The sequence below is a fragment of the Cellulosilyticum ruminicola JCM 14822 genome (assembly GCF_001311925.1).
Classification (GTDB): domain Bacteria; phylum Bacillota; class Clostridia; order Lachnospirales; family Cellulosilyticaceae; genus Cellulosilyticum; species Cellulosilyticum ruminicola.
This window is the reverse complement of the sequence record NZ_BBCG01000002.1, coordinates 11,744-33,207: the sequence shown is the minus strand read 5'-3', so window position 1 is coordinate 33,207 and position 21,464 is coordinate 11,744. Positions and strand designations below refer to the sequence as shown.

Here is a 21,464-nt window from a genome sequence, read left to right as displayed (position 1 = left end):
AAAATAAAAAGTGTAAAAATAATTGATATTCACTAATGTTTAGTTACTAACTAAAATTTCCATTGACTTATACTTCTAAAATATGCTTTACAGATTCAAATAGATAATTTCTATATTTATCCAGTAAAATTAGATGCACTAAGGGTATAATTACTTGGATTGCTATTCGCTTTTCCATGTTTTAGGAACTACTAAATAATGCTGTTTTATAGCATTGCATCTTGGTTACATATTTGAATAACTGATTTTTTATTTTATGCTTTAAATTGATTAAGCTTATCTTTATTTCAAATTTTTCAAGAGTTAATTGTTTTAAATCACGAAGTCCATTATGTTCATAAATATGAAAATAAATCATACTTGCAAGGTGTTCATGTGTAAAAAATTTATTCTTTTTAAAATCGGTATTTAGTTTAACAGTATGTTTTTGAAGTAATTTCCAATTGATAAGACCTATAAATTTTTCGAATAAAGTAATATAATTGTCCATAGCCAGCTCCTTTGTGTTTGGTATGGTCTAATATATTAAACATCAGGATGCTGGCTATTTTCATGTCTAAAATTATGGAAATTTAGCCTTACATAGTAACTGTTTTATGTCAATGGAAATAAAAGTTAGTAACTAAACAACAATGAAAAAATAGATATATTTAGTACAAAAATAAGAAATTGGTCATATGATATTACAAGAGGGGTTGTCTTTAAAGAAACTTTTAAGAATGAGGTAAATCACGGTGGCCACCGTATCAGGATAAAATTTAACAAATAACAATTTGTTGGCTGGAACTATTGAATATACATTCGTAGAAACCATACATTAGGAATTGAAGAAGGAAGATTTCAAGTCATCAATGGAGCCAATCAAAGAGAAGTATTTTTCTAACAACGTGTGGCAGTAAAGCCAAATACCAACTATTTGTTTACCACATTATGTAAATGATGTAGGTACAACGCTACCAAGATTAGGTATACAAATCTTAAGTGGTATAGGGGAGACACTCTATATGGCCACTTTAGGAGATATAATTCGTGTAAGAACACAGTTGCCACAGTGGTGATAAATTGGTACAGCATTTAATTCTCAAGATAATAATGAGATAGAAGTAAGATTTATAAGTGAAGGACCATTATCAGAGAATGGGAATGATTATGCTATTGATGATATAGAATTACGAAAGATGAATTTAAACCTGTTAAAAGTGTTTCACCACAGCCAGTACAGGTAGGAGAAAATATAACTTATACAGTTACTTTAATGAATACATGCGAAAGTTCATTAATCAATGCAAGATTTCAAGATATCCTGCCGGAGGGATTAGAATTTGTTGAAGAGTCAGTCATAATAAATGGCGCTCCAAATGTAACGGTAAATCCAAAAGAAAGATTTACTGTACCCAATATATTAGGTGGAGGTAAAACTATGATTAAATATGAAGCAAATGTTAGTGGAACATCATCTAGTACTATAGATAACAGTACATCAATGAATTATGATTATACACCTGTACAAGATAGTAGTAATAATGGTCATTTAGCTAAAATTAATAATGGGCGTATTGAGGCTACAAACTTCGTAGATCTTAGTATTACAAAAACGGCACAACCATTTGTAGTACCAGGTGGCGTAGTAAATTATACTTTAGACGTTCAAAATCTTAGTTTAACGACAGCAACAAATGTTGTTGTAACAGATAATATACCATCTGAACTTAGTAATGTAGAGTATAGCTTAAATAACGGTACAACATGGAATAATTGGATGGGCAGCTTAAATCTTGGCACAGTTCAAGGTGGAGATATGCAAACTATTTTATTGAGAGGTACAGTAGCAGATGATGTAACTGATACAGTAATGAATACAGCAATTGTACGAAGCACAGAACCTGATAGCAATCCAAATAATAATACTTCAACAACAACTATTTCTGTAGGTAACTTAGGTTTAGCTAAAACAGCAAGTATAGTAAATGGTGCAGTAGGAGATACCTATACTTATACTTTAAGTATTACAAATCCTGATACAACAGCCATTTCAACTATTGATGTAATAGATACACTTCCAGCAAATTTAATTTATCAAAACAACTTAGCACAAGATGGCATATCTGTTAATGGCGATATTACTAGAGGTATTACAATTTCAACTATTCCAGCTGGCGGTACAGTTAACTTAACATTTGATGTAAAAATTGCAAGTGAGCCTGCCAATGGCCAAATCGTAAATAAGTTTAATGCTTCATATGATGGAATAACTTATACAAGTCCAGAAAATGTCGTTACTATAGCTGTAAACAATCCAGCAATTAGAATTACAAAAGTAGCAAGTACAAATCCAGTTATACCAGGTGTACCATACAACTATATAATTACAGTAACTAATATAGGTAATGCTATATTAAATAATGTAAAAGTAACAGATGGCATTTTTGGAAACGTATGTATATTAAGAACTTGGATTAATGGTAGGAAAGTTAAATATAACCTTGAAAAGGGCGTTAATATTGGTACATTAGCTATGGGCGCAAGTGTAGTTATTATTGTTGAAGTAGTCATCAAAGATACAGAGCCACTATGTAATAATATAGAAGATATGTGCGAATACGAAGATGAATGTGGATATGAAGAAAAGTGTGAAAATACATGGGAATCAGGCGCAAGCATCCCAAGAGTACTCCCATCAGCACCTCCATCAGTATTCCCACCAGTTTTTTTACCAATATTTACAAATATTGCTACAGTTCAAGCTATTGCATATGTTGGCATCACACCTGTAGTAGTAACCGATACAGCAGTAAGTTCAGTAAATATTAGAATAGTTAATCCATGTATTGATATTGTAAAATATGTAGACCGTGACCATTTAGAAGTAGGTGATGTAGCTACATTTACAATTCAAGTTATTAATAAAGGTGACATTATGCTTAATAATGTTATGATTTATGATCAATTACCAAAAGAAATGGAAATTATTTATGGCAGCACACGTATTAATGGTATTCCAGGTCATAAATTAAATGTTGAAAAAGGTATTTATCTAAACACATTAGCAGTTGGCCAAGTAGTTATATCACATTTAAAGTAAGAATCTGCTGTGACGGCAAAGGCTATCTTAAAAATAGAGCTGTAGTAGTTTATGATTATATAGGTCAAATGAAATGCAAACTTAATAGAGCAAAAAGTAACTGTGTACGCATTAAAGTGTGCAGATAATCGTAATAATATGAAACATTGTAATTAGAAAAAAAGAGATTGAGCCTTTTAAAGCACAAAAGATAAAATAATTTAATGAAGAAGATAATGAATTAAAAGGATGCTATATAGGTTTAAGATAGCATCCTTTTATAATGCATATACTAAAATATTTAATACTGAATGTAGATGTAAATATTTATTAGGTAATTGCGAAACTACTATTTAAAAATGAATAACAATGGCTTTGAGGATGCAAGATTTAAAAATTATTATTGGTAGCTATATTTAGTTGCCCAATAAGTAAAAATTGGTACAACAAATAAAGGTAAGTTTTTACCTTAAAAAAATGGCTATCCAATTATGCAATAAGTGGTTTTAAACTTCTTATGTATTGATGCTGATGGATTTTATCAGCTAATAATATTGTTTAATAAGCTGTGTAATACTTGATAAAAGTAGGTCAGCATAAAGTTTTTTTGCATTTTGAGTTTTACGTCCAGCCATACAAAAGTTTGTTTTGAAATGGTTGATACCTTTATACTTAATCTTGGCTACCTTTACCCATTTCATTTTGGGCAAACAAATTTATAGCGTATAAGACCATTTTTCCTTTGAGCAATACTTTCATATTTCATAGGAAGACTTGGCTCAGTAGGGCCACAAGGAATACCCTCTTCATTAATAGGACATTGTTCGTTTTGAATTTTAGAACGACTATTGAGAGGAATGTAGGTTTTCTTAAATTTTAAATCATGAAGCAAAGCTTTGTAAAAAGTACTATAAGTACAGGAATAAGGGCCTTGCATCATGGAGTGATTTATTTTCATCAGGAGAATCGGATTTTTTATCAACAATAATCTCAGGGTGAGCTTCAAGGAAGTCTTTGTTATAAAAAGAAATATCTCTAATAAATTCAAGACCATTGGTGATCAGTCCAAATTTATAGACATAACAAAAGTGTCCGTTAATGTAGAGTTGTTAAATCTCTTTATTACAGGAAGTATGGAAGGCATAGAGCCGTAAGCAACTTTGTAAGGATCGTAAGAATTATCAAGACCTGCACCTTTTTTATAAGCTTTGAGTGATTGCTGAAAAGTGGGCTTCTATTCAAAATGGTGTATCTCTAAGTAAACAAGCTATTTCAAAGAGGTTAAAAAAATTCATAAAGATAAATGTCAAAGTTATACATATAAAGTTACAGTATATTTTATAATATAAATAGAATTAAGTAAAGATAGAAAATAAGGGGGATGTCTGAATGAGTAAAATAATTAAAGTGCAGATCCAGATGCCTCTGCTAAAGCATATGTTAACCGAAATCCAGGTTTAAAAACAAGAAGAATACAAGATGTTTGCCGAAAAGAAATTTTTAGTATAATTTTAGAGCGTGTAAAAGACTTTATACTCACTAATTTGATAGAAGGAGTAAAGTATGAAAAAAGGCACTGTTAGTTTATTAATAATCTTAGTATGTATTGTAATGAGTGCTTGTAGAAGAGTAGATGAAAAACAGAATATAGCAACATTAGAAACATCTCAAGAACAAAATACAGCAGATCTTTATGTAGGTGTACTTCAAAATTATTTATCAGAAGGAAAGAAAGTTTTTTCAGTTGCATTTATTAATTTAAATGAAGATGATATCAAAGAAATGGTTGTTATATTTGGAGATACACAAATGGATGGTGAATATTTATATACCATAAAAGATGGAAAAGCTATTCAAGTAGTAGCACAAAATCAAGAGCACTTTGGTCAATACGGAGGATTCTCATATTTAGAAAAAGGCAATATTTTTATAACAGAAAACGAATCTACTACAGACAGTCAAATAACTCATACCATAGCCTATTATTCAATGGAAAACGGCAAAGCTATTTGTGAAGATGAAGTAAAAAGCGTAACATCATTTGATAGTGACCAACCAATCTACTATATAAATGAAAAACAAGCAACAAATGCACAATACGATAATATTGCAGAAAAGTACAGCCTAACAGACATGTCTACTATTAAATACTCAGAAGCCATCCACATTACAGATACTCATATGGAAAAAATCTACAAAGCATATAATAATGAAAAATAAATAATACTTAACAAAAGGGCCCACTACAAAAAAAAAAGGCCCCCGCAACCACACGAAGAGCCCCTATTATTAAGCGTTAAATCCGAAATATGTATTAGTGTTGTTAAACGAAATATCTTGCACAATTTGTCCAAGTGCCTCCATATCAGCTGGATATTCTCCGTTTTCAACCCATCCGCCAATTAAATTACAAAGAATACGTCTGAAGTATTCATGTCTTGTGTAAGATAAGAAGCTTCTAGAGTCTGTAAGCATACCAACGAAGTTTCCAAGCACTGAAAGATTAGCAAGGCTTGTCATTTGATCAATCATTCCTTGTTTTGTATCATTGAACCACCAAGCAGAACCTTGTTGGATTTTACCAGCAGTTTCACAGTTTTGGAAGCATCCTAAAATTGTACCAATAGAAGCGTTATCATTAGGATTTAATGAATAAATGATTGTTTTTGGTAAAGCATTTTTTTCTTGAAGTGCATTAAGAAATGCTGCAGTTCCTTCAGCGCAGTTACGTGTATTGATACAGTCAAAACCTGTATCTGGGCCAAGACTCGCAAACATGTTTTTGTTGTTATCACGAATAGCACCGTAGTGAAGTTGCATAGTCCAATTACGTTTATAATATGCTTCACCAAAGAATACCATTAATGTTGTTTTGTATTTTTCCATTTCATCATATGTTACTTTTTCGCCAGCTAAAGCTTTGGCAAAAATCGCATCAACTTCTTCTTTAGAAGCTGGATTAAATACAATATAGTCAAGCCCATGGTCAGAAACGCGGCAGCCCATAGAATGGAAGAAGTCTAAACGCACATTTAATGCAACGAATAAACTTTCAAGGTTTGTAATGTTGATTTCGCTTACTTCTGATAAGTGACGGATATAAGGAATGAAAGTTTCTTTTTCAATATTTACTACTTTATCAGGTCTCCAAGCAGGAAGAACTTTAACTTCACAAGTTTCATCTTCTGCAATTTGTGTGTGATATTCAAGACTATCAACAGGATCATCTGTTGTACAGATTACTTTTACATTAGATGCTTTAATGATATCTCTTACTTTTAAGCCTGATTGTAATTTTTCATTACAAAGATTCCAAACTTCTTCAGCTGTCTCACTATTTAAAACACCTTCATACCCAAAGTATTTACGAAGTTCTAAATGTGTCCAGTGATAAAGTGGGTTGCCAATAGCTTTTGGAAGTGTTTCAGCCCATTTTTGGAATTTCTCTCTATCAGATGCATTACCTGTGATGTATTTTTCTTCTATACCATTTGAACGCATGGCACGCCATTTATAATGGTCACCACCGAGCCAAACTTCTGTAATGTTTTTGAACTCTTTATTTTCAGCAATTTCTTTTGGATTGATATGACAGTGGTAGTCAATAATAGGCATAGCTGCTGCATAATCATGATATAAAGTTTTAGCTGTTTCGTTAGCAAGTAAAAAATCTTGATCCATAAAGTTTTTCATTGTTAAATCTCCTTTAATAAAAGTAAATATTTAAAAGCAAAAAATTTTAAATCCTAAATTTTAAATGTGCCACGTTCAATCAGTTTACCTGAAAGAATCATTTTATGAGTAACAGATTTCCCTTCAAATACGTCTGTAAGGACATTAACAGCCATAGTGCAAAGTGTCTCAACCATATTGTCTACACTTGTTAGTGGCGGATAGGTGCATTCACAAAGCATGGAGTTATTAAATCCAATAATAGGTATATCTTCAGGTACTTTAAGATTTTTTTTAAGTAAAGCATTCATTGCACCAATTGCAAGTTGATCTTCAGATGCTAAAACAGCAGAGAAAGTATGTCCTTTTTCTAAAAGACTATTAAGAGCTTCTTCAATCTCTTGCATATTTTTATTAACCTTTATAATAAGCTCAGAAGCCACAGGCCAACCACAATCTTTATGTGCTTGCTTATAGCCATTTAATTTTTGTGTACCACTATAAGTTTCTGCATCATAAAGGTACAAAATTTCATGACATCCTTTTTTATATAGAGCAACTACATTATCATACATGGCCTTAAATTCATCACATGCTACACAATAAGTATTTGGTACATCCATGACCCCATTAATGATAATAGTAGGAATTTTTTCTGCAATTTTTTCAATGTGTGAGTTATCAGCAGCTTCCTTAAAGGTAGAACCGATTAAGATAAGAGCATCCACTCGTTTTGCAAGTAGCAGATCCATACATTTTTGCTTATCTTCCAATTTATTACCAGTAGAGCAGAGAATAGAATCATATCCATAACCCCTTAAAGCATTTTCAATAATAGAAACAGCTTTTGCATAATAAATATCAGAAACATCTGTACATAAGACACCTATCATTTTCATTGTATTAAGGCCAAGACTTCTTGCAAAAATATTAGGTGTGTAACCTGCTTCTTCAATAACATGTAATACTTTTTCTTTTGTTTTAGCTCTTACATTAGGGCTGCCATTAAGAACCCTAGATACAGTAGCAATTGAAACGCCAGCTGCTTTTGCAACATCATAGATATTCAATTCAATATCACTCCTTTAACTATGTAAGTGCTTACAAAAAGATTATAATTTTAAAATGCTATAAAGTCAACTTCAAATAAAAAATTTGAAAAAATTATTGACTTTTATAACATTTGTCATTACAATCACAAATGTAAGGCTTACAAAAATGGCCTATAAAACGGAGGTAAAACAAATTATGAAAAAAGTGAATGAAGTAGTAAATAAATCTAATCGCCCACTTAAAGTAGTACAATTTGGTGAAGGTAATTTCTTAAGAGCATTCGTTGAACAAATGATAGATGTTGCAAATGAAAAAGGTCATTTCGATGGGTCTGTAGCATTAGTTAAACCAATTGCCTTTGGCAACTTAGAACGTTTTGAAAAACAAGATAATACATATACTGTAATCCTTCGTGGTAAAGCAAATGGTGAAACAGTTAATGAAAAAAGAATTGTGACATGTGTATCTGACAGTGTAGCTGCAACTGAAGAATATGAAAGATATGCTGCACTTGCAAAAGTGGATACACTTGAATTTGTTGTATCGAATACAACAGAAGCAGGTATTGTATACGATGAAAGCGATAAATTTGAACTGGCGCCTCCAAATACTTACCCAGGTAAACTTACAAAATTTCTTTTTGATAGATATAAATATTTTAATGGTGATATGACAAAAGGTTTAAAAATCCTCCCAGTAGAACTTATTGAAAATAACGGTGGTAAATTAAAAGAATGTATTCTTAAATATGTGGTACTTTGGAACCTTGGCGAAGACTTCGCAAAATGGGTCGAAGAAGCAAACATTTTCTGTAGTACATTAGTAGATAGAATTGTAACAGGTTATCCAAGAGAAGAAGCATCAGCTCTTTGCAAAGAACTTGGTTTCGAAGATGAATTATTAGATGTAGCTGAACCATTTGGTCTTTGGGTTATTGAAAATAAAGAAGATGTCACACCAGTTGCAAATGCATTACCACTTGATAAAGCTGGATGTAACGTAGTATTTACAGATAACTTAAAACCATATAGAGATCGTAAAGTGCGTATCTTAAATGGTGGACATACTGGCACAGTACTTGCTGGATACCTTGCAGGTCAAAACATCGTAAGAGGATGTATGGAAGATAAAACAATTCGTACATACATGGAACACTTATTATTCGATGAAATCGTTCCAACAGTAGATCTTCCATATGATGAAGTTGTAGCATTTACAAATTCAGTTATTGAACGCTTTGAAAATCCATTCATTGACCACAGCGTACTTGCTATTTCACTTAACTCAGTTTCTAAATGGAAAGCTAGAAACCTTGTAAGCTTCCATGATTATTATGTGGCAAAAGGTGCTATTCCTAAATACTTAACATTCTCATTTGCAGCACTTATGGCATTCTACCAAGGCACAGAAATCATAGATGGTGCATTAATGGGTAAACGTGGCGAAGAAACTTACGCTATTAGAGATGATAAAGATGTACTTGAATTCTTTGCTTCTAGAGTAGGTAAAGTAGACATAGCAACTCTTGTAAAAGACTTTACATCAAATACTAAATTCTGGGGCAAAGATTTAGGTGAATATGCAAACTTTAATGAAACAGTTACAGCTCACTTAAATAAAATTGCAGAAGTTGGTATGAGAAAAGCATTAGAAGAACTGATAGGAGAATAATGCTATGTTAGATTCTATTAAAATTAATGAAAAAGATAATGTTGAGGTAGCTTTAGTAGCAACCAAAACAGTTCCAGCTGGACATAAAAGAGCACTTGTAGATATCAAACAAGGTGAAAAAGTAATCAAGTATGGTAACCCTATTGGGGTAGCAACTTGCGATATTAAAGCTGGTGACTGGATACATACACATAATTTAAAAACAGGGCTTGGTGATCTTCTTGAATATACTTATGAGCCAGAAGTAACACCTATGAAAATGCACGCATCATCAACTTTTATGGGATATAAAAGACCAAATGGCAAAGTGGGTATTCGTAATGAAGTTTGGATTATTCCAACAGTTGGATGTGTAAGTGATATTGCAAAAATTATTGAAAGACAAAGTCAAGAATTAATCAAAGGTTCTGTAGAAGGAATTCATACATTCACACATCCATATGGCTGTTCACAACTTGGTGAAGACCACTTGAATACACAAAAAGCGTTAGCAGGACTCGTAAATCATCCCAATGCAGGAGCAGTTCTTGTACTGGGACTTGGATGTGAAAATAATACGATTGAAAGTTTCAAAGAAGTAATTGGTGAATATGATGAAAACCGTGTTAAATTTGTAATTTGTCAAGAATATGAAGATGAAGTAGCAAAAGCTTTAGAAGTGATGACGCAGTTAGTAGAATATGCTAGTACATTTACTAGAGAAGAAGTGCCAGCATCTGAACTTGTAATCGGACTTAAATGTGGTGGCTCTGATGGTTTCTCAGGAATTACAGCTAATCCACTTGTAGGAGCTGTATCTGATAAATTAATTAGTGAAGGTGGTACAACTATTTTAACAGAAGTGCCAGAAATGTTTGGTGCAGAAACACTTCTTATGAAACGTTGTATTAATGAAGAAGTATTCGATAAAACAGTTTCACTTATTAATAACTTCAAAAACTATTTTATTAAACATGATCAAGTAGTTTATGAAAATCCATCTCCAGGAAATAAAAAAGGTGGTATTTCTACACTTGAGGATAAATCTTTAGGTTGTACACAAAAAGGTGGCTTGGCACCAGTAGTAGACGTTTTAACATATGGTCAAAGCGTTTGTGAAAAAGGACTTAATTTACTTCAAGCACCAGGAAATGACCTTGTAGCGTCTACAGCACTTTCTGTGTCTGGTGCACATATCGTACTTTTTACAACAGGACGTGGCACACCATTTGGGGCACCAGTACCAACTGTTAAAATCTCAAGCAACAATGAACTCTTTGCTAAAAAGAAAAATTGGATTGACTTCAATGCTGGTCAGTTATTACTAGGTAAAGAAATGAAAGAGGTATCTGAAGAATTTTATGCATTTATCTTAGACTTAGCTTCAGGTAAGATTCAGTCAAAAACTGAACAACATGGTATCCGCGATTTAGCAATCTTTAAAGATGGTGTAACACTTTAATAAAGCAAGCTTAGTTTAATTAAGTTTACCATATATTTTAATAATAGATAAATGGAGGAAAGAAACATGATTTTAGATCAATTTAGTTTAAAAGGTAAAGTTGCAGTTGTAACAGGAGCTTCTACAGGTTTAGGCCAAGGCATTTGTCTTGCATATGTTGAAGCAGGCGCAAAAGTAGTTGGCGTTGACTATGTAGAAATGCCAGAAACACAAAAAGCTATCGAAGAAAAAGGTGGAGAATTCATAGGTGTGGTTGCCAATCTTATGACAACAGATCCAATCGAAGGAATCATAAGTACTGCTATGGAAAAATTCGGCCGTTTTGATATCTTAGTAAACAATGCTGGTATCATCAGAAGAGAAGATGCTATCGACTTTACAGTTGAAAACTGGGATGATGTTATCAATATTAACTTAAGAACAGTATTCTTCTTCTGCCAAGCAGCAGCTAGAAAATTCATTGAACAAGGTAATGGTGGTAAAATCATTAACATCGCATCTATGCTTTCATTCCAAGGCGGCATCCGCGTACCATCTTATACAGCTTCTAAATCAGCAGTAATGGGCATTACAAGAGCTTTAGCTAATGAATGGGCTTCTAAAGGAATCAATATCAATGCAATCGCTCCTGGTTACATGGCAACAAATAATACAGCAGCACTTAGAGCAGATCAAGATAGAAGCGAAGCTATCTTAGATCGTATTCCAGCTGGAAGATGGGGAACACCTGCTGATATGCAAGGTCCAGCAGTATTCTTAGCATCAGAAGCCTCTAACTATGTAAATGGTTATACAGTAGCAGTTGACGGTGGTTGGTTAGCAAGATAATAATAAGTAGTAATTAACAAGGCAATAATGTAGTAAAAAGTGTATAAGAATATCATATTAAAACCAAATTCGTAGTGTGTTTATAAAAATGAAATGTGCGCTTAGTAGTATGAGTGGTAATTAAATTTTATAAAGGAGTGCCTAAGGTTTCGACCGACCTTGGGTATTCCTTATAAAGGAGAACAAATTATGGAAGTAAGATATAGTGTAAGTCCAAAAGAAGCTAAAACAATGACTACAGAGGAAATGAGAGAGAATTTTCTTATTCAAAATTTATTTGTGCCTAGCGAAATTAAATTTGTGTATAGCCATGTGGATAGAATTATTGTAGGTGGGGCTATGCCTACTACAAGCCCAATTGCTATTGAAGGGAGCAAAGAACTTGGTAGCGATTACTTCTTAGAAAGAAGAGAAATGGGTGTAATCAACATTGGTGGTAAAGGAACAATTGTAGTAGATGGCCAAAGAGTAGAAATGGAAACTAAATCTGGTCTTTACATTGGTAAAGAAACTAAAGAAGTTTCTTTCGAAAGTGATGATGCTGCAAATCCAGCTAAATTCTATATCAATAGTGCACCAGCACACCACGTGTATCCAATGCACAAAATTCGTTATGAAGAAGCTAATAAACGTTATCTTGGAACTCCAGAAGAAGCTAACGTTAGAACACTTAATCAATACATTCATCCAGCAGTTTGCAAAAGCTGCCAACTTTCAATGGGAATGACAGAACTTCAAAGCGGCAGCTTATGGAACACAATGCCTTCTCATACACATGAAAGAAGAATGGAAGTATATTTATACTTTGATATGTCAGAAAATGATGTGGTATTCCATATGATGGGTGAGCCACAAGAAACAAGACACATTGTTATGCAAAATGAAGAAGCAGTTATTTCACCAAGCTTCTCAATTCATAGCGGTGTAGGTACAAAAGCTTATACATTCATCTGGGGAATGGTTGGAGAAAACCAAAACTTTGATGATATGGATCATATTGCAACTAAAGAGCTTCGCTAATTGTCGACAGGTTAGTATAGATCGGATAGCAATATGAAAGCCTTGAAAAAGTATTACAAATGAAATAATGAACTATTTGAAGTTTAAAAAGCTGAACTATTAAAAAATTAACATGTAAATAAGTTTTAAATCGCCCTCATAAAAAGCACTACTTTAAGCTGAAAGTAGTGCTTTTATTAAATGCAGCAAAAGGAGAGATATAAGATGTATATTGGATTACGTGCCCATGACTATGGCAAATCATCACTTGAAGATTTATTTAGCCGTATAGTAGCAGATGGTTTCCATCATATTCAGCTGGCTATTCCAAAAGCTATTGAAGGGGTAGGCAGCATTGAAGAAGTAGATGAAAAATTAATAAAAGATATTAAAGCAGCCTGTGAAAAATATGATATTAAAATTTCAGTATTTGGATGCTATGTAGAACTTGGTAAATTAGATGCCAAAGAAAGACAAAAACACGTTAATCGCTTTTTATTAGGGATGGATATTGCCAAAGCACTAGGTGCAGATTGTATTGGCTCAGAAACAACTCATTTTGATATTCATGGCTCTGATGAAGAAAGACGTGCTGCTTTTGAAGGACTGGTAGATTCTGTGAGACAAGTTGTTAAAAAAGGTGAAGAAATTGGACTCGATGTAGCTATTGAACCAGTAGCACTTCATACTTTAAATACACCAGAACTTACAAAAGAGCTTTTAGAACGTGTACCATCTAAAAGGCTTAAGATTATCTTTGATCCAGTTAACTTGCTTACTAAAGATAATATAGCAGGCCAAGAAGATTTATGGAATCGTGCCTTTGAGATTTTTGGTCATAAAATTTGCGCTTTACATATGAAAGGGACAAGGCTTGACGAAAATGGTGAGCTAGAAAAAACTAATCTTCAAGATAATGAGGCAAACTTTAAACGTATCATTGATTGGATGAAAGTAAATAAACCTGAAGTAACTGTATTAAGAGAAGAGATTAAACCAGTGGAAGCAAAAGCAGATTATGCTTTAATAAATAGTCTTATTTAATAATATCTTTACATAAATAATTTATACTACTTCCTTACGCTTGTCTTACTTGATTAGAAAAAAGTACTTAAAGACTAATTTTTCAATGTATTTCTTTAATGAAGAAATATTTTTATATATGCGGGAAGTTGTGGGAATGTAATTAAAATAGTTGATTATGTGTAGAAAAGTATCCCTTAATATATGAGAGAAAAAGTAGTAAAAGGTTATAGTACAAATGCCATAGGATATCATAGCTGGAATGAAATCTACAATGAAATGGCAAATGAGTGGGATAATATTGATTTAACTTATGATATACAGGCTAAGGCATTAGGTATGATGCCAAGTATGAAAAAAGTAAGATTTCATATACAAAAGAAAAGGAATATTAGTAAAAAACGTTTAAAGGAAATATTTTAAAAGAAAACTGAGTTAATTTACAACAGAAAATAATAGATAAATAAGTGCACGATAAAGAAGTTTTAAATTGTTAAAACTGCATATAGGCAAAATATTTATACAACCAAAAAGTGATATAAAAAGGTACGATACTTTTTATATCACTTTTTAGTTACGAGATAAATACTTATAGGGTAAGTATAGATTAGATACTAGATAAAACCCAAGGAGTCCAATGATCTTCACCACTTAAAACTTTTTCACGACTATAATAGGCAGAATCTATGATTTCATGAATCCAGTGGGGACGTTTGGTAAAGTTACTGCCTGAACCTGTATTATAACCTTCTGCAAAAAAAGAAGTATTGTGACTATCTAATTTATTCCAGTCATGCCAGCCTTCACTTATAATGTGTGGACCCATTTCACAATTAATAAATACAGATTTAGCGAAATTTCTCCAAGGGCGTCCTAAGTAAACTGTTTCATTGGGGGCATTACTAATTAATTTACATGAATCAAAGACATAGCCATAAGCTTGACCAGCTGCTGTAGAAGGTGCAGTAATATAGCCATTTACTTTTTTACCTATGTCATTGGAGAAAATAGTACAGTTGTGGAAGAAAGCAGTAGCACTGCCAAAGATGAAATCAATGTCGCCTTTAATAAAGCAGTTTTCGTAGTACTGCCTGCCGTTAATACGAGGTGCATTTTCTCTAGGTCCTTTAAAAGAACCAGGAATAACAGGTGCAGGTGGAAGAGGACCTGTAAATAAAGTATCTTGATAACCTAAGAAGGAGCAGTCCATAAAAGCGATGCGATCTCCATCTACATAAGCTGCTAAAGCCTGTCCTACTTCGTCTCCTATACCAGCAGTATTTTCAAATGTGATATTTTTTGCTGTGAAATCATTTGTACCGATAAATGCTGTATAGGAATTAAAAGTACCGTAACTTTGACCTGAAGGGAATTGTTTTTTTGCATAATCACTATATGAAATAATTGTGTTTTTAGCATTTTCACCAATAAGTGTTATAAAAGGTTTTGTGATATGTAACTTTTCATTATAAACGCCAGATCTGATAAAAATTGTGATAGGTTGTGTATTATCTTCTGGGATACTATCAATAGCAGCTTGAATGCTTTGATAATCAGCACTTTCATTGCTTCCAATTTGTGCAACTATCATATTTGAAATACCTCCTTAATATGTTTTTTAACGAGAATATTATAACTCAAATAAGGGCGAATTGTATAAAATTACTATAAAAATCATTAAGTCATAGCAACATATGTAAAAAAAAACGCAAAGAGAACAACTTTTAGTATGGTACTTTGTAAAAAAATATATATAATTTTAAATATAAAAGAATTTAAGACATCAGAAAAAAACAAGAAAAAAATTAGAGGATGTCTGAATGTTAGAAGTGTAATACTTATTTACTAGGAGGATTTAGTTATGAAAAAAGCATTAGCAATAGCAATGTCAACATGTTTATTAGCAACCTCTATGGTGGGCTGTGGTGGAAATATAAAACCAGCAGCTGCTGATAATGCAGGTGCAACAGCAAGTGAAACAGCAAGTGAAACAGCAACAGCAAGTGAAGCAGTTGATACAAGCTCAGTATTAACAGATAACGCAGAAATCAGATTCTGTTGGTGGGGTGGAGATGATAGACATACAGCAACACTTGAAGCTATCGACTTATTCCAAGAAAAATATCCTAACATTAAAGTAAAAGCTGAATATGGCGGTTGGGATGGCCATGCAGAAAAAATCACTACTCAAATGACAGGTGGGACAGCAGCAGACGTTCTTCAAGTTAATTATGACTGGTTAAGCCGTTTATCAAAAGATGGTACAGGATTCATGAATCTTGAATCATTTAGTGATTTAATCAAATTAGATAACTTTGAAGAAGAGGATCTTGCATTTGGTAGAAGAAAAGGTATTCTTAATGCAATCCCAGTATCAACAACAGGTAGAAGCATCTACTTTAATAAAACTACATATGACCAATTAGGTGTTACAATTCCAACAACATGGGAAGAATTAATTGCAACAGGAGAAGCTTTCTCTAAAACAGCTGGTTATTATCCATTTGACCTTGATACAGGAAACGGATTCCCAGCATGGTACTTATGTGTAGTATACATGCAACAAAAAACAGGTAAAGACTTTATCACAGAAGATGGTCAAATCGGATTTACACAAGAAGAAATCCAAGAAGCTCTTGAATTCTTCAAGACTTTAGAAGATAACAAAGTAATTAGAACTCAAGAACAAAGAGCAAATGAAGCTGGAACAACTCCACTTTATCAAACACCATCTTGGTTAGACGGTAAAGTAGCAGGTGTACTTGAATGGAGTAGTTCAATCGGTAAATATGAATCTGCTTTAGCTGAAAAAGGACAAGAATTAGCTATCGGAAATCTTTTATCAATTGAAGGTGCAACAAATGTAGGCTGGTTCAAAAAACCATCATTAATGTATGCAATCACACCAACAACAAAAGCTCCAGCAGCATCAGCTTTATTCTTAGACTTCATGTTAAATGATCAAGATGCAGCTAAAATCCTTGGTACAACAAGAGGTATTCCATCAAGTAAATCAGCATCAGAAGCTTTAGAAGGTACAGATGAACTTAAAGGTGCAGCTTATGAAGGAACAAAACAAATCAATGAATGTGGTGCAAACGTTATGAGCCCATATTTTGAAAATGCACTTATGAAAGAAGTATACAACGAGGCAATTCAAAGCTTATCTTACGGACAAGGGACAACAGAAGAAATCGCAGCTAACATGTATAGTCAATTACAAGATACATTAGCAAACGTACGTCAATAGTTTGATATTTTATCAAGGGCAAGTTTAACTTGCCCTTGGAATTATAGGGAGGACTTCATGAATAAGAAAGTCAAATTTAATAAAAAGAATTACGTTGGGCTTTTATATGTAACACCTTGGCTCATCGGTTTCTTAGTATTTACACTTTATCCAATTCTTGCAGCGCTATATTTAAGTTTTACTGATTATAGCTTAATGAGTGCACCAAATTTTGTTGGACTTGATAACTTCATTAAATTATTCTCAGATAAAGGATTCTTAAAAGCATTTGGTATTACAGCTAAATACGTAATTTGGGAAGTACCTTTAAAACTCATCTTCTCACTATTCGTTGCATTTATCCTTAATATGAATATAAAAGGCATTAATTTCTTCAGAACAGCTTACTATATTCCATCAATTTTAGGTTCAAACGTTGCAATTGCAATCCTTTGGAAATTTTTATTTGCAACAGATGGGCTTGTTAACCAAGTATTTGGTATTGTAGGTATGGAACCAATCAGTTGGTTCGGTCAAGCAACGCCAGCGTTATTTACTATTGTACTCCTTAGAGTGTGGGAATTTGGTTCAACAATGGTTATCTTCTTATCAGCTCTTAAAGAAGTACCAGCTGAACTTTATGAAGCAGCATCTGTGGATGGTTCTACTGGAATTAGAAACTTCTTCACAATTACAATTCCAATGATTACACCAATTATTTTCTTTAACTTTATCATGCAGCTTGTACATGCATTCCAAGAATTCAATGGACCATACTTAATTACAGGTGGGGACCCAATGAAAGGAACATACTTATTACCAATGCTTATTTATGACAACACATTCAAATACTTCAACATGGGTTATGCAAGTGCAATGTCTTGGGTATTATTCCTTGTAGTAATGATCTTTACTATGATGACATTCAAGAGCTCAAAATATTGGGTATACTACAGTGATAATGGAGGTGAAGAATAAGATGGCACACCAACTTAGTCAAAACGCAACAGTAGAAGAAAGACGCCAAGCAGAACTTGAACGTCAAGCAAGAAGAAGAAGAAGGCATGCTTTTAGAATGGGATGTATGTATGCTATTCTTATTCTTGTAGCAATCTTTATGATTTATCCAATTATTTGGTTAATTGGTGCATCATTCAAATCTAATGCCGAAATTTTTACATCTATTGGATTCTGGCCATCATCATTTGATTTTGGACCATATGTAGATGGATGGAAAACAGGTACACAATATACAATGGGACATTATTTCATTAATACATTTAAAATTGTAATTCCAAAAGTAATTTGTGTTATCGTATCAGTTACTTTAACAGCTTATGGTTTCTCTAGATTTAAATTCCCACTTAAGAAGTTATTCTTCTCATGTGTAATTGGAACAATGTTACTTCCAAATATTATCTTAAGAATCCCAAGTTACTTAATGTGGAAAACATTTGGTATGTTAGATACATATGCACCACTTGTATTACCATCATTATTTGCAACTGATTTATTCTTCGTATTCATGCTTATTCAATTCTTCAGAGGGGTTCCAAGAGATCTGGATGAAGCAGCAGAAATTGATGGATGTAATTCATTCCAAATCCTTGTACAAATTTTAATGCCAGTACTCAAACCAGCAATTATTTCATGTGCATTATTTACATTTATGTGGACAATGAATGACTTCATGAGCCCATTAATCTATATTTCTTCAGTAGAAAAATATCCATTAACAATCGCTCTTAAAATGTCAATGGATGCTACAGGTGGAGCATTTGACTGGAATAAAGTTATCGCAATGTCACTTGTTGGTCTTGCACCATCTATCATCGTATTCTTCTCTTGTCAAAAATACTTCATCGAAGGTATTGCAAGTAGTGGTATCAAAGGTTAATAGAAGGAGACGGTTAATATGTGGAATGTAGTAAATATTACTTCTACAAGCCTTACAATTGAACTTGAAAATACAGCTTGCCATTATACAGATAAAGCGTATACATATTGTATCAATGGTGAGGAATGTGGAAACATTACAACAAATATTCATACACTCCATAACCTTAAACCGAATACAACTTATAAAGTAAGCATTAAGGCAGAATCTGGTGAAGAAGTAGTTCAAGAAGTAACTACTTCTTCAGAGTCTGCATTACTTAACATAAGGGACTTTGGGGCTAAAGGTGATGGCGAGAGTATGGATGCAGCAGCAATTCAAGCAGCAATTGCCGCAGCACCTAAAGGTGCTCGTATTGTATTCCCAGCAGGGACATATCGAACAACCCCTATTTTCTTAAAAAGTCATATTACAATTGAATTAATGGAAGGTGCTACTTTACTTGGACATCATGAAAGAGATGCCTATCCAATATTACCAGGTAAACTTACAAAAGAAGATGATAATGAAAACTTCTATTTCTTAGGCACATGGGAAGGGGAAATAGCAGAATGCTATGCCAGCTTACTCACAGGAATCGGAGTAGAAGATGTACGCATTATTGGTGAGGGAACTTTAGATGGTAATGGTCAAAATGGTGACTGGTGGATTAATTGTAAGGTGAAAAGAGAAGCTTGGAGACCAAGATCACTTTATTTACTAGAGTGTCATGATATTTTAGTAGAAGGTATCACTATTAAGAATTCACCATCTTGGACAGTACATCCTATTAGAAGCAGCAAATTGCGATTTATTAATTTAACACTTAATAACCCTAAAGATTCTCCAAATACAGATGGTATTGATCCAGAATCTTGTAATGGCGTAGAAATCCTTGGGGTGAAATTTTCATTAGGTGATGACTGTATTGCTATTAAATCAGGGAAGATTAGTATACCTCTTAAAGAGAGAAGGCCAAGTGAAAATATTATTATCCGCAATTGCTTAATGCAATATGGGCATGGGGCAGTAGTACTTGGAAGTGAAATGTCTGGTGGGGTAAAAAATGTCTTCGTAGAAAGATGTTTCTTTGAAGATACAGATAGAGGCTTACGTATTAAAACAAGACGTGGTAGAGGAAATACTGCTATAATTGATCAAATCTATGTGAAAAACATTCAAATGAAAGGTGTGCTTACACCATTCACATTAAACGCATTCTACTTCTGTGATCCGGATGGTAAAACAGAGTATGTTCGAACAAAAGAAAAACTAGCAGTAGATGAACGTACACCTTTAATTGGTAGTCTTGAGTTTGAAAATATGGAATGTAAAGATGCAGAGATTTGTGCAGGTTTTATTTATGGCTTACCAGAACAAAAAGTTAAATCCCTTACATTTAAAAACATTTCTATTAATTTCAAAGAAGATGCAGCAGCAGACTTCCCGGAAATGCTAGAAGATCAGGAAAAAATCGCTAAGACAGGATTCATTATACGAAACGTAGAAAGAATTGAACTTAGCGATGTGAAAGTAAATGGTCAAATTGGAGAGGCATTTGTGTTAGAAGACGTGGACAATTACTTAGAAGCATAGAACTTCTTATATTGTTGAGGCGATAAGCCAGTTACAAGTTTGAATGTACGACTAAAATGAGAACTACTTGAGAAACCTACAATTTCTGCAATATCAGAAATCTTAGTAGAGGAATGCTCAAGTAGTTCTTTTGCTTCTCTAATTCTAAGGCTATTGATATACTCAACAATGGAAAGGTTGGTAGATTTTTTAAAGATTTTACTAAGATAAAACGGGCTAATATAAAATTGCTCTGCAATAGAGGTAAGTGTAAGCTCCTGATTGTAGTTGGCACTAATATATTTTAATATTTTATCTACTTTGTTATTAACGATTTGATGTGATTCGAATTCTTTTTGTTCTAAAATACCTATGTATTCTTTAAGTGTAATAAGTAATTCTGAAAGTAAAAGTTTAATAAGTTGTTTTTTATAAGGTGTTTGACTAGACAAATCATTAGAGGCTAAAGCTTTAGGCTGCTCATCTTCCATATCTAAACTGCCTAGACTAACAAGTCTATCTAACATGTTTTCAACAAGTAATTTATATTTAAAAGAGAGTGGTAAAACTGTGAATTTTGTTTTAAATATGGAAGTTAAATCTAAGTCTTTAATTTCTGGGGAAAAATCTTCTATAAAGCTTGAACTAAAGTTTATGACAATTCGGCTATGAGGTATATCCCCCATATTAGCAGTTTTGTGAACAGAGTCTGCATCAATGAGTACGAGATTACCTGGGTTAACGAGATAAATAGAATCGTCGATAAAATATTTTCTAGATCCTTCTAATAAATAATAAATCTCATACTTTTTATGCATATGAAAAGAGTCCATATTATACATATCTGTTTTTTTTGAGCGGTCAATAAAAAGTCATAATGTGGTGCATACACCGGTTTAGATACCATAAAAGCCTCCTCATAATATATATCCTATATAATACTACATGATTTAAAATTATAACATTTTTTTAGGAAAATGACAATTTTAAATTGCTTAATTTTAAAATAATGGTAGAAGAAATTCCGAAGATACAG

The 21,464-nt window shown here is 32.9% G+C and carries 17 protein-coding genes and 1 pseudogene; 12 read left to right on the top strand and 6 right to left on the bottom strand.

Translation table 11 applies throughout. The annotated features are described in order from the left end of the window. Positions 1-181: 181 nt before the first annotated feature. Positions 182-490 (bottom strand): DUF4372 domain-containing protein, encoded by a 309-nt coding sequence (locus JCM14822_RS01010; RefSeq protein WP_054738859.1) that lies wholly within the window; start codon positions 488-490, stop codon positions 182-184. Between the two features lie 678 nt (positions 491-1,168). On the opposite strand from JCM14822_RS01010, the gene JCM14822_RS01005 reads away from it, so the two are divergent. Continuing rightward, entirely contained in the window at positions 1,169-3,082 is a 1,914-nt protein-coding gene (locus JCM14822_RS01005) for a hypothetical protein (protein ID WP_278287155.1), read from the top strand. A 520-nt stretch (positions 3,083-3,602) separates the two neighbouring features. On the opposite strand, the pseudogene JCM14822_RS21405 reads toward JCM14822_RS01005, so the two are convergent. Then, positions 3,603-4,280 (bottom strand): annotated as a pseudogene (locus tag JCM14822_RS21405) (ISNCY family transposase); the annotation flags it as partial. A 344-nt stretch (positions 4,281-4,624) separates the two neighbouring features. Between JCM14822_RS21405 and JCM14822_RS00995 the strand changes: the two are divergent. After that, entirely contained in the window at positions 4,625-5,281 is a 657-nt protein-coding gene (locus JCM14822_RS00995; protein WP_054738853.1) for a hypothetical protein, read from the top strand. Between the two features lie 69 nt (positions 5,282-5,350). Here JCM14822_RS00995 and uxaC read toward each other — a convergent pair whose 3' ends face one another. Further along, positions 5,351-6,754 carry a glucuronate isomerase gene (gene uxaC, locus JCM14822_RS00990; RefSeq protein WP_054738851.1) on the bottom strand — a complete coding sequence of 468 codons (1,404 nt, stop codon included), beginning with the start codon at positions 6,752-6,754 and terminating at the stop codon, positions 5,351-5,353. Positions 6,755-6,807: 53 nt separating this feature from the next. Next, positions 6,808-7,803 (bottom strand): LacI family DNA-binding transcriptional regulator, encoded by a 996-nt coding sequence (locus JCM14822_RS00985; protein WP_054738850.1) that lies wholly within the window; start codon positions 7,801-7,803, stop codon positions 6,808-6,810. A gap of 178 nt (positions 7,804-7,981) precedes the next feature. Here JCM14822_RS00985 and JCM14822_RS00980 point away from each other — a divergent pair, with 178 nt between their 5' ends. The 6 genes from JCM14822_RS00980 (at position 7,982) to JCM14822_RS00955 (ending at position 14,171) form a co-directional block, all read left to right on the top strand. Further along, complete coding sequence (locus tag JCM14822_RS00980) at positions 7,982-9,457, top strand: tagaturonate reductase (protein WP_054738848.1); 1,476 nt, start codon at positions 7,982-7,984, stop codon at positions 9,455-9,457. Between the two features lie 4 nt (positions 9,458-9,461). Then, the gene (locus JCM14822_RS00975; protein ID WP_054738846.1) at positions 9,462-10,898 is read left to right on the top strand and encodes a UxaA family hydrolase; all 1,437 of its coding nucleotides are present in this window, start codon (positions 9,462-9,464) and stop codon (positions 10,896-10,898) included. A 66-nt stretch (positions 10,899-10,964) separates the two neighbouring features. Further along, positions 10,965-11,726 carry a 2-dehydro-3-deoxy-D-gluconate 5-dehydrogenase KduD gene (gene kduD / locus JCM14822_RS00970; RefSeq protein WP_054738842.1) on the top strand — a complete coding sequence of 254 codons (762 nt, stop codon included), beginning with the start codon at positions 10,965-10,967 and terminating at the stop codon, positions 11,724-11,726. A gap of 189 nt (positions 11,727-11,915) precedes the next feature. Beyond that, positions 11,916-12,746, top strand: a complete 831-nt coding sequence (kduI, locus tag JCM14822_RS00965; protein ID WP_054738840.1) for a 5-dehydro-4-deoxy-D-glucuronate isomerase — start codon at positions 11,916-11,918, stop codon at positions 12,744-12,746. A 204-nt stretch (positions 12,747-12,950) separates the two neighbouring features. After that, positions 12,951-13,769, top strand: coding sequence for a sugar phosphate isomerase/epimerase family protein (locus JCM14822_RS00960; protein ID WP_054738839.1), 819 nt, complete (start codon positions 12,951-12,953; stop codon positions 13,767-13,769). A 183-nt stretch (positions 13,770-13,952) separates the two neighbouring features. Then, positions 13,953-14,171, top strand: a complete 219-nt coding sequence (locus JCM14822_RS00955; protein ID WP_054738837.1) for a hypothetical protein — start codon at positions 13,953-13,955, stop codon at positions 14,169-14,171. A gap of 184 nt (positions 14,172-14,355) precedes the next feature. On the opposite strand, the gene JCM14822_RS00950 is transcribed toward JCM14822_RS00955, so the two are convergent. Further along, positions 14,356-15,339 (bottom strand): pectinesterase family protein, encoded by a 984-nt coding sequence (locus JCM14822_RS00950; RefSeq protein WP_054738835.1) that lies wholly within the window; start codon positions 15,337-15,339, stop codon positions 14,356-14,358. A gap of 270 nt (positions 15,340-15,609) precedes the next feature. Between JCM14822_RS00950 and JCM14822_RS00945 the strand changes: the two genes are divergently transcribed. From JCM14822_RS00945 to JCM14822_RS00930, 4 genes are read left to right on the top strand one after another with little or no spacing between them, the layout of a single operon-like run. Continuing rightward, entirely contained in the window at positions 15,610-16,998 is a 1,389-nt protein-coding gene (locus tag JCM14822_RS00945) for an ABC transporter substrate-binding protein (protein ID WP_054738833.1), read from the top strand. A 57-nt stretch (positions 16,999-17,055) separates the two neighbouring features. Then, positions 17,056-17,955 (top strand): carbohydrate ABC transporter permease, encoded by a 900-nt coding sequence (locus JCM14822_RS00940; protein WP_054738831.1) that lies wholly within the window; start codon positions 17,056-17,058, stop codon positions 17,953-17,955. A 1-nt stretch (position 17,956) separates the two neighbouring features. Beyond that, positions 17,957-18,874, top strand: coding sequence for a carbohydrate ABC transporter permease (locus tag JCM14822_RS00935; protein ID WP_054738829.1), 918 nt, complete (start codon positions 17,957-17,959; stop codon positions 18,872-18,874). Between the two features lie 18 nt (positions 18,875-18,892). Continuing rightward, complete coding sequence (locus JCM14822_RS00930; RefSeq protein WP_054738827.1) at positions 18,893-20,449, top strand: glycoside hydrolase family 28 protein; 1,557 nt, start codon at positions 18,893-18,895, stop codon at positions 20,447-20,449. Here the strand turns inward: JCM14822_RS00930 and JCM14822_RS00925 are convergent. Beyond that, positions 20,434-21,261, bottom strand: coding sequence for an AraC family transcriptional regulator (locus JCM14822_RS00925; protein WP_278287151.1), 828 nt, complete (start codon positions 21,259-21,261; stop codon positions 20,434-20,436). The two genes, JCM14822_RS00930 and JCM14822_RS00925, sit on opposite strands and share 16 nt — an antisense overlap. Positions 21,262-21,464 lie beyond the last annotated feature (203 nt).

Excerpts from the sequence above, each read along its gene's own strand:
- kduI (WP_054738840.1), top strand. The coding sequence starts at position 11,916 with ATGGAAGTAAGATATAGTGTAAGTCCAAAAGAAGCTAAAACAATGACT.
- JCM14822_RS00995 (WP_054738853.1), top strand. The coding sequence starts at position 4,625 with ATGAAAAAAGGCACTGTTAGTTTATTAATAATCTTAGTATGTATTGTA.
- JCM14822_RS00940 (WP_054738831.1), top strand. The coding sequence starts at position 17,056 with ATGAATAAGAAAGTCAAATTTAATAAAAAGAATTACGTTGGGCTTTTA.
- JCM14822_RS00925 (WP_278287151.1), bottom strand. The coding sequence starts at position 21,261 with ATGGACTCTTTTCATATGCATAAAAAGTATGAGATTTATTATTTATTA.
- JCM14822_RS00960 (WP_054738839.1), top strand. The coding sequence starts at position 12,951 with ATGTATATTGGATTACGTGCCCATGACTATGGCAAATCATCACTTGAA.
- JCM14822_RS00955 (WP_054738837.1), top strand. The coding sequence starts at position 13,953 with ATGAGAGAAAAAGTAGTAAAAGGTTATAGTACAAATGCCATAGGATAT.
- JCM14822_RS00945 (WP_054738833.1), top strand. The coding sequence starts at position 15,610 with ATGAAAAAAGCATTAGCAATAGCAATGTCAACATGTTTATTAGCAACC.
- kduD (WP_054738842.1), top strand. The coding sequence starts at position 10,965 with ATGATTTTAGATCAATTTAGTTTAAAAGGTAAAGTTGCAGTTGTAACA.
- JCM14822_RS00980 (WP_054738848.1), top strand. The coding sequence starts at position 7,982 with ATGAAAAAAGTGAATGAAGTAGTAAATAAATCTAATCGCCCACTTAAA.
- JCM14822_RS01010 (WP_054738859.1), bottom strand. The coding sequence starts at position 490 with ATGGACAATTATATTACTTTATTCGAAAAATTTATAGGTCTTATCAAT.
- JCM14822_RS00975 (WP_054738846.1), top strand. The coding sequence starts at position 9,462 with ATGTTAGATTCTATTAAAATTAATGAAAAAGATAATGTTGAGGTAGCT.
- JCM14822_RS00930 (WP_054738827.1), top strand. The coding sequence starts at position 18,893 with ATGTGGAATGTAGTAAATATTACTTCTACAAGCCTTACAATTGAACTT.
- JCM14822_RS00950 (WP_054738835.1), bottom strand. The coding sequence starts at position 15,339 with ATGATAGTTGCACAAATTGGAAGCAATGAAAGTGCTGATTATCAAAGC.
- JCM14822_RS00935 (WP_054738829.1), top strand. The coding sequence starts at position 17,957 with ATGGCACACCAACTTAGTCAAAACGCAACAGTAGAAGAAAGACGCCAA.
- uxaC (WP_054738851.1), bottom strand. The coding sequence starts at position 6,754 with ATGAAAAACTTTATGGATCAAGATTTTTTACTTGCTAACGAAACAGCT.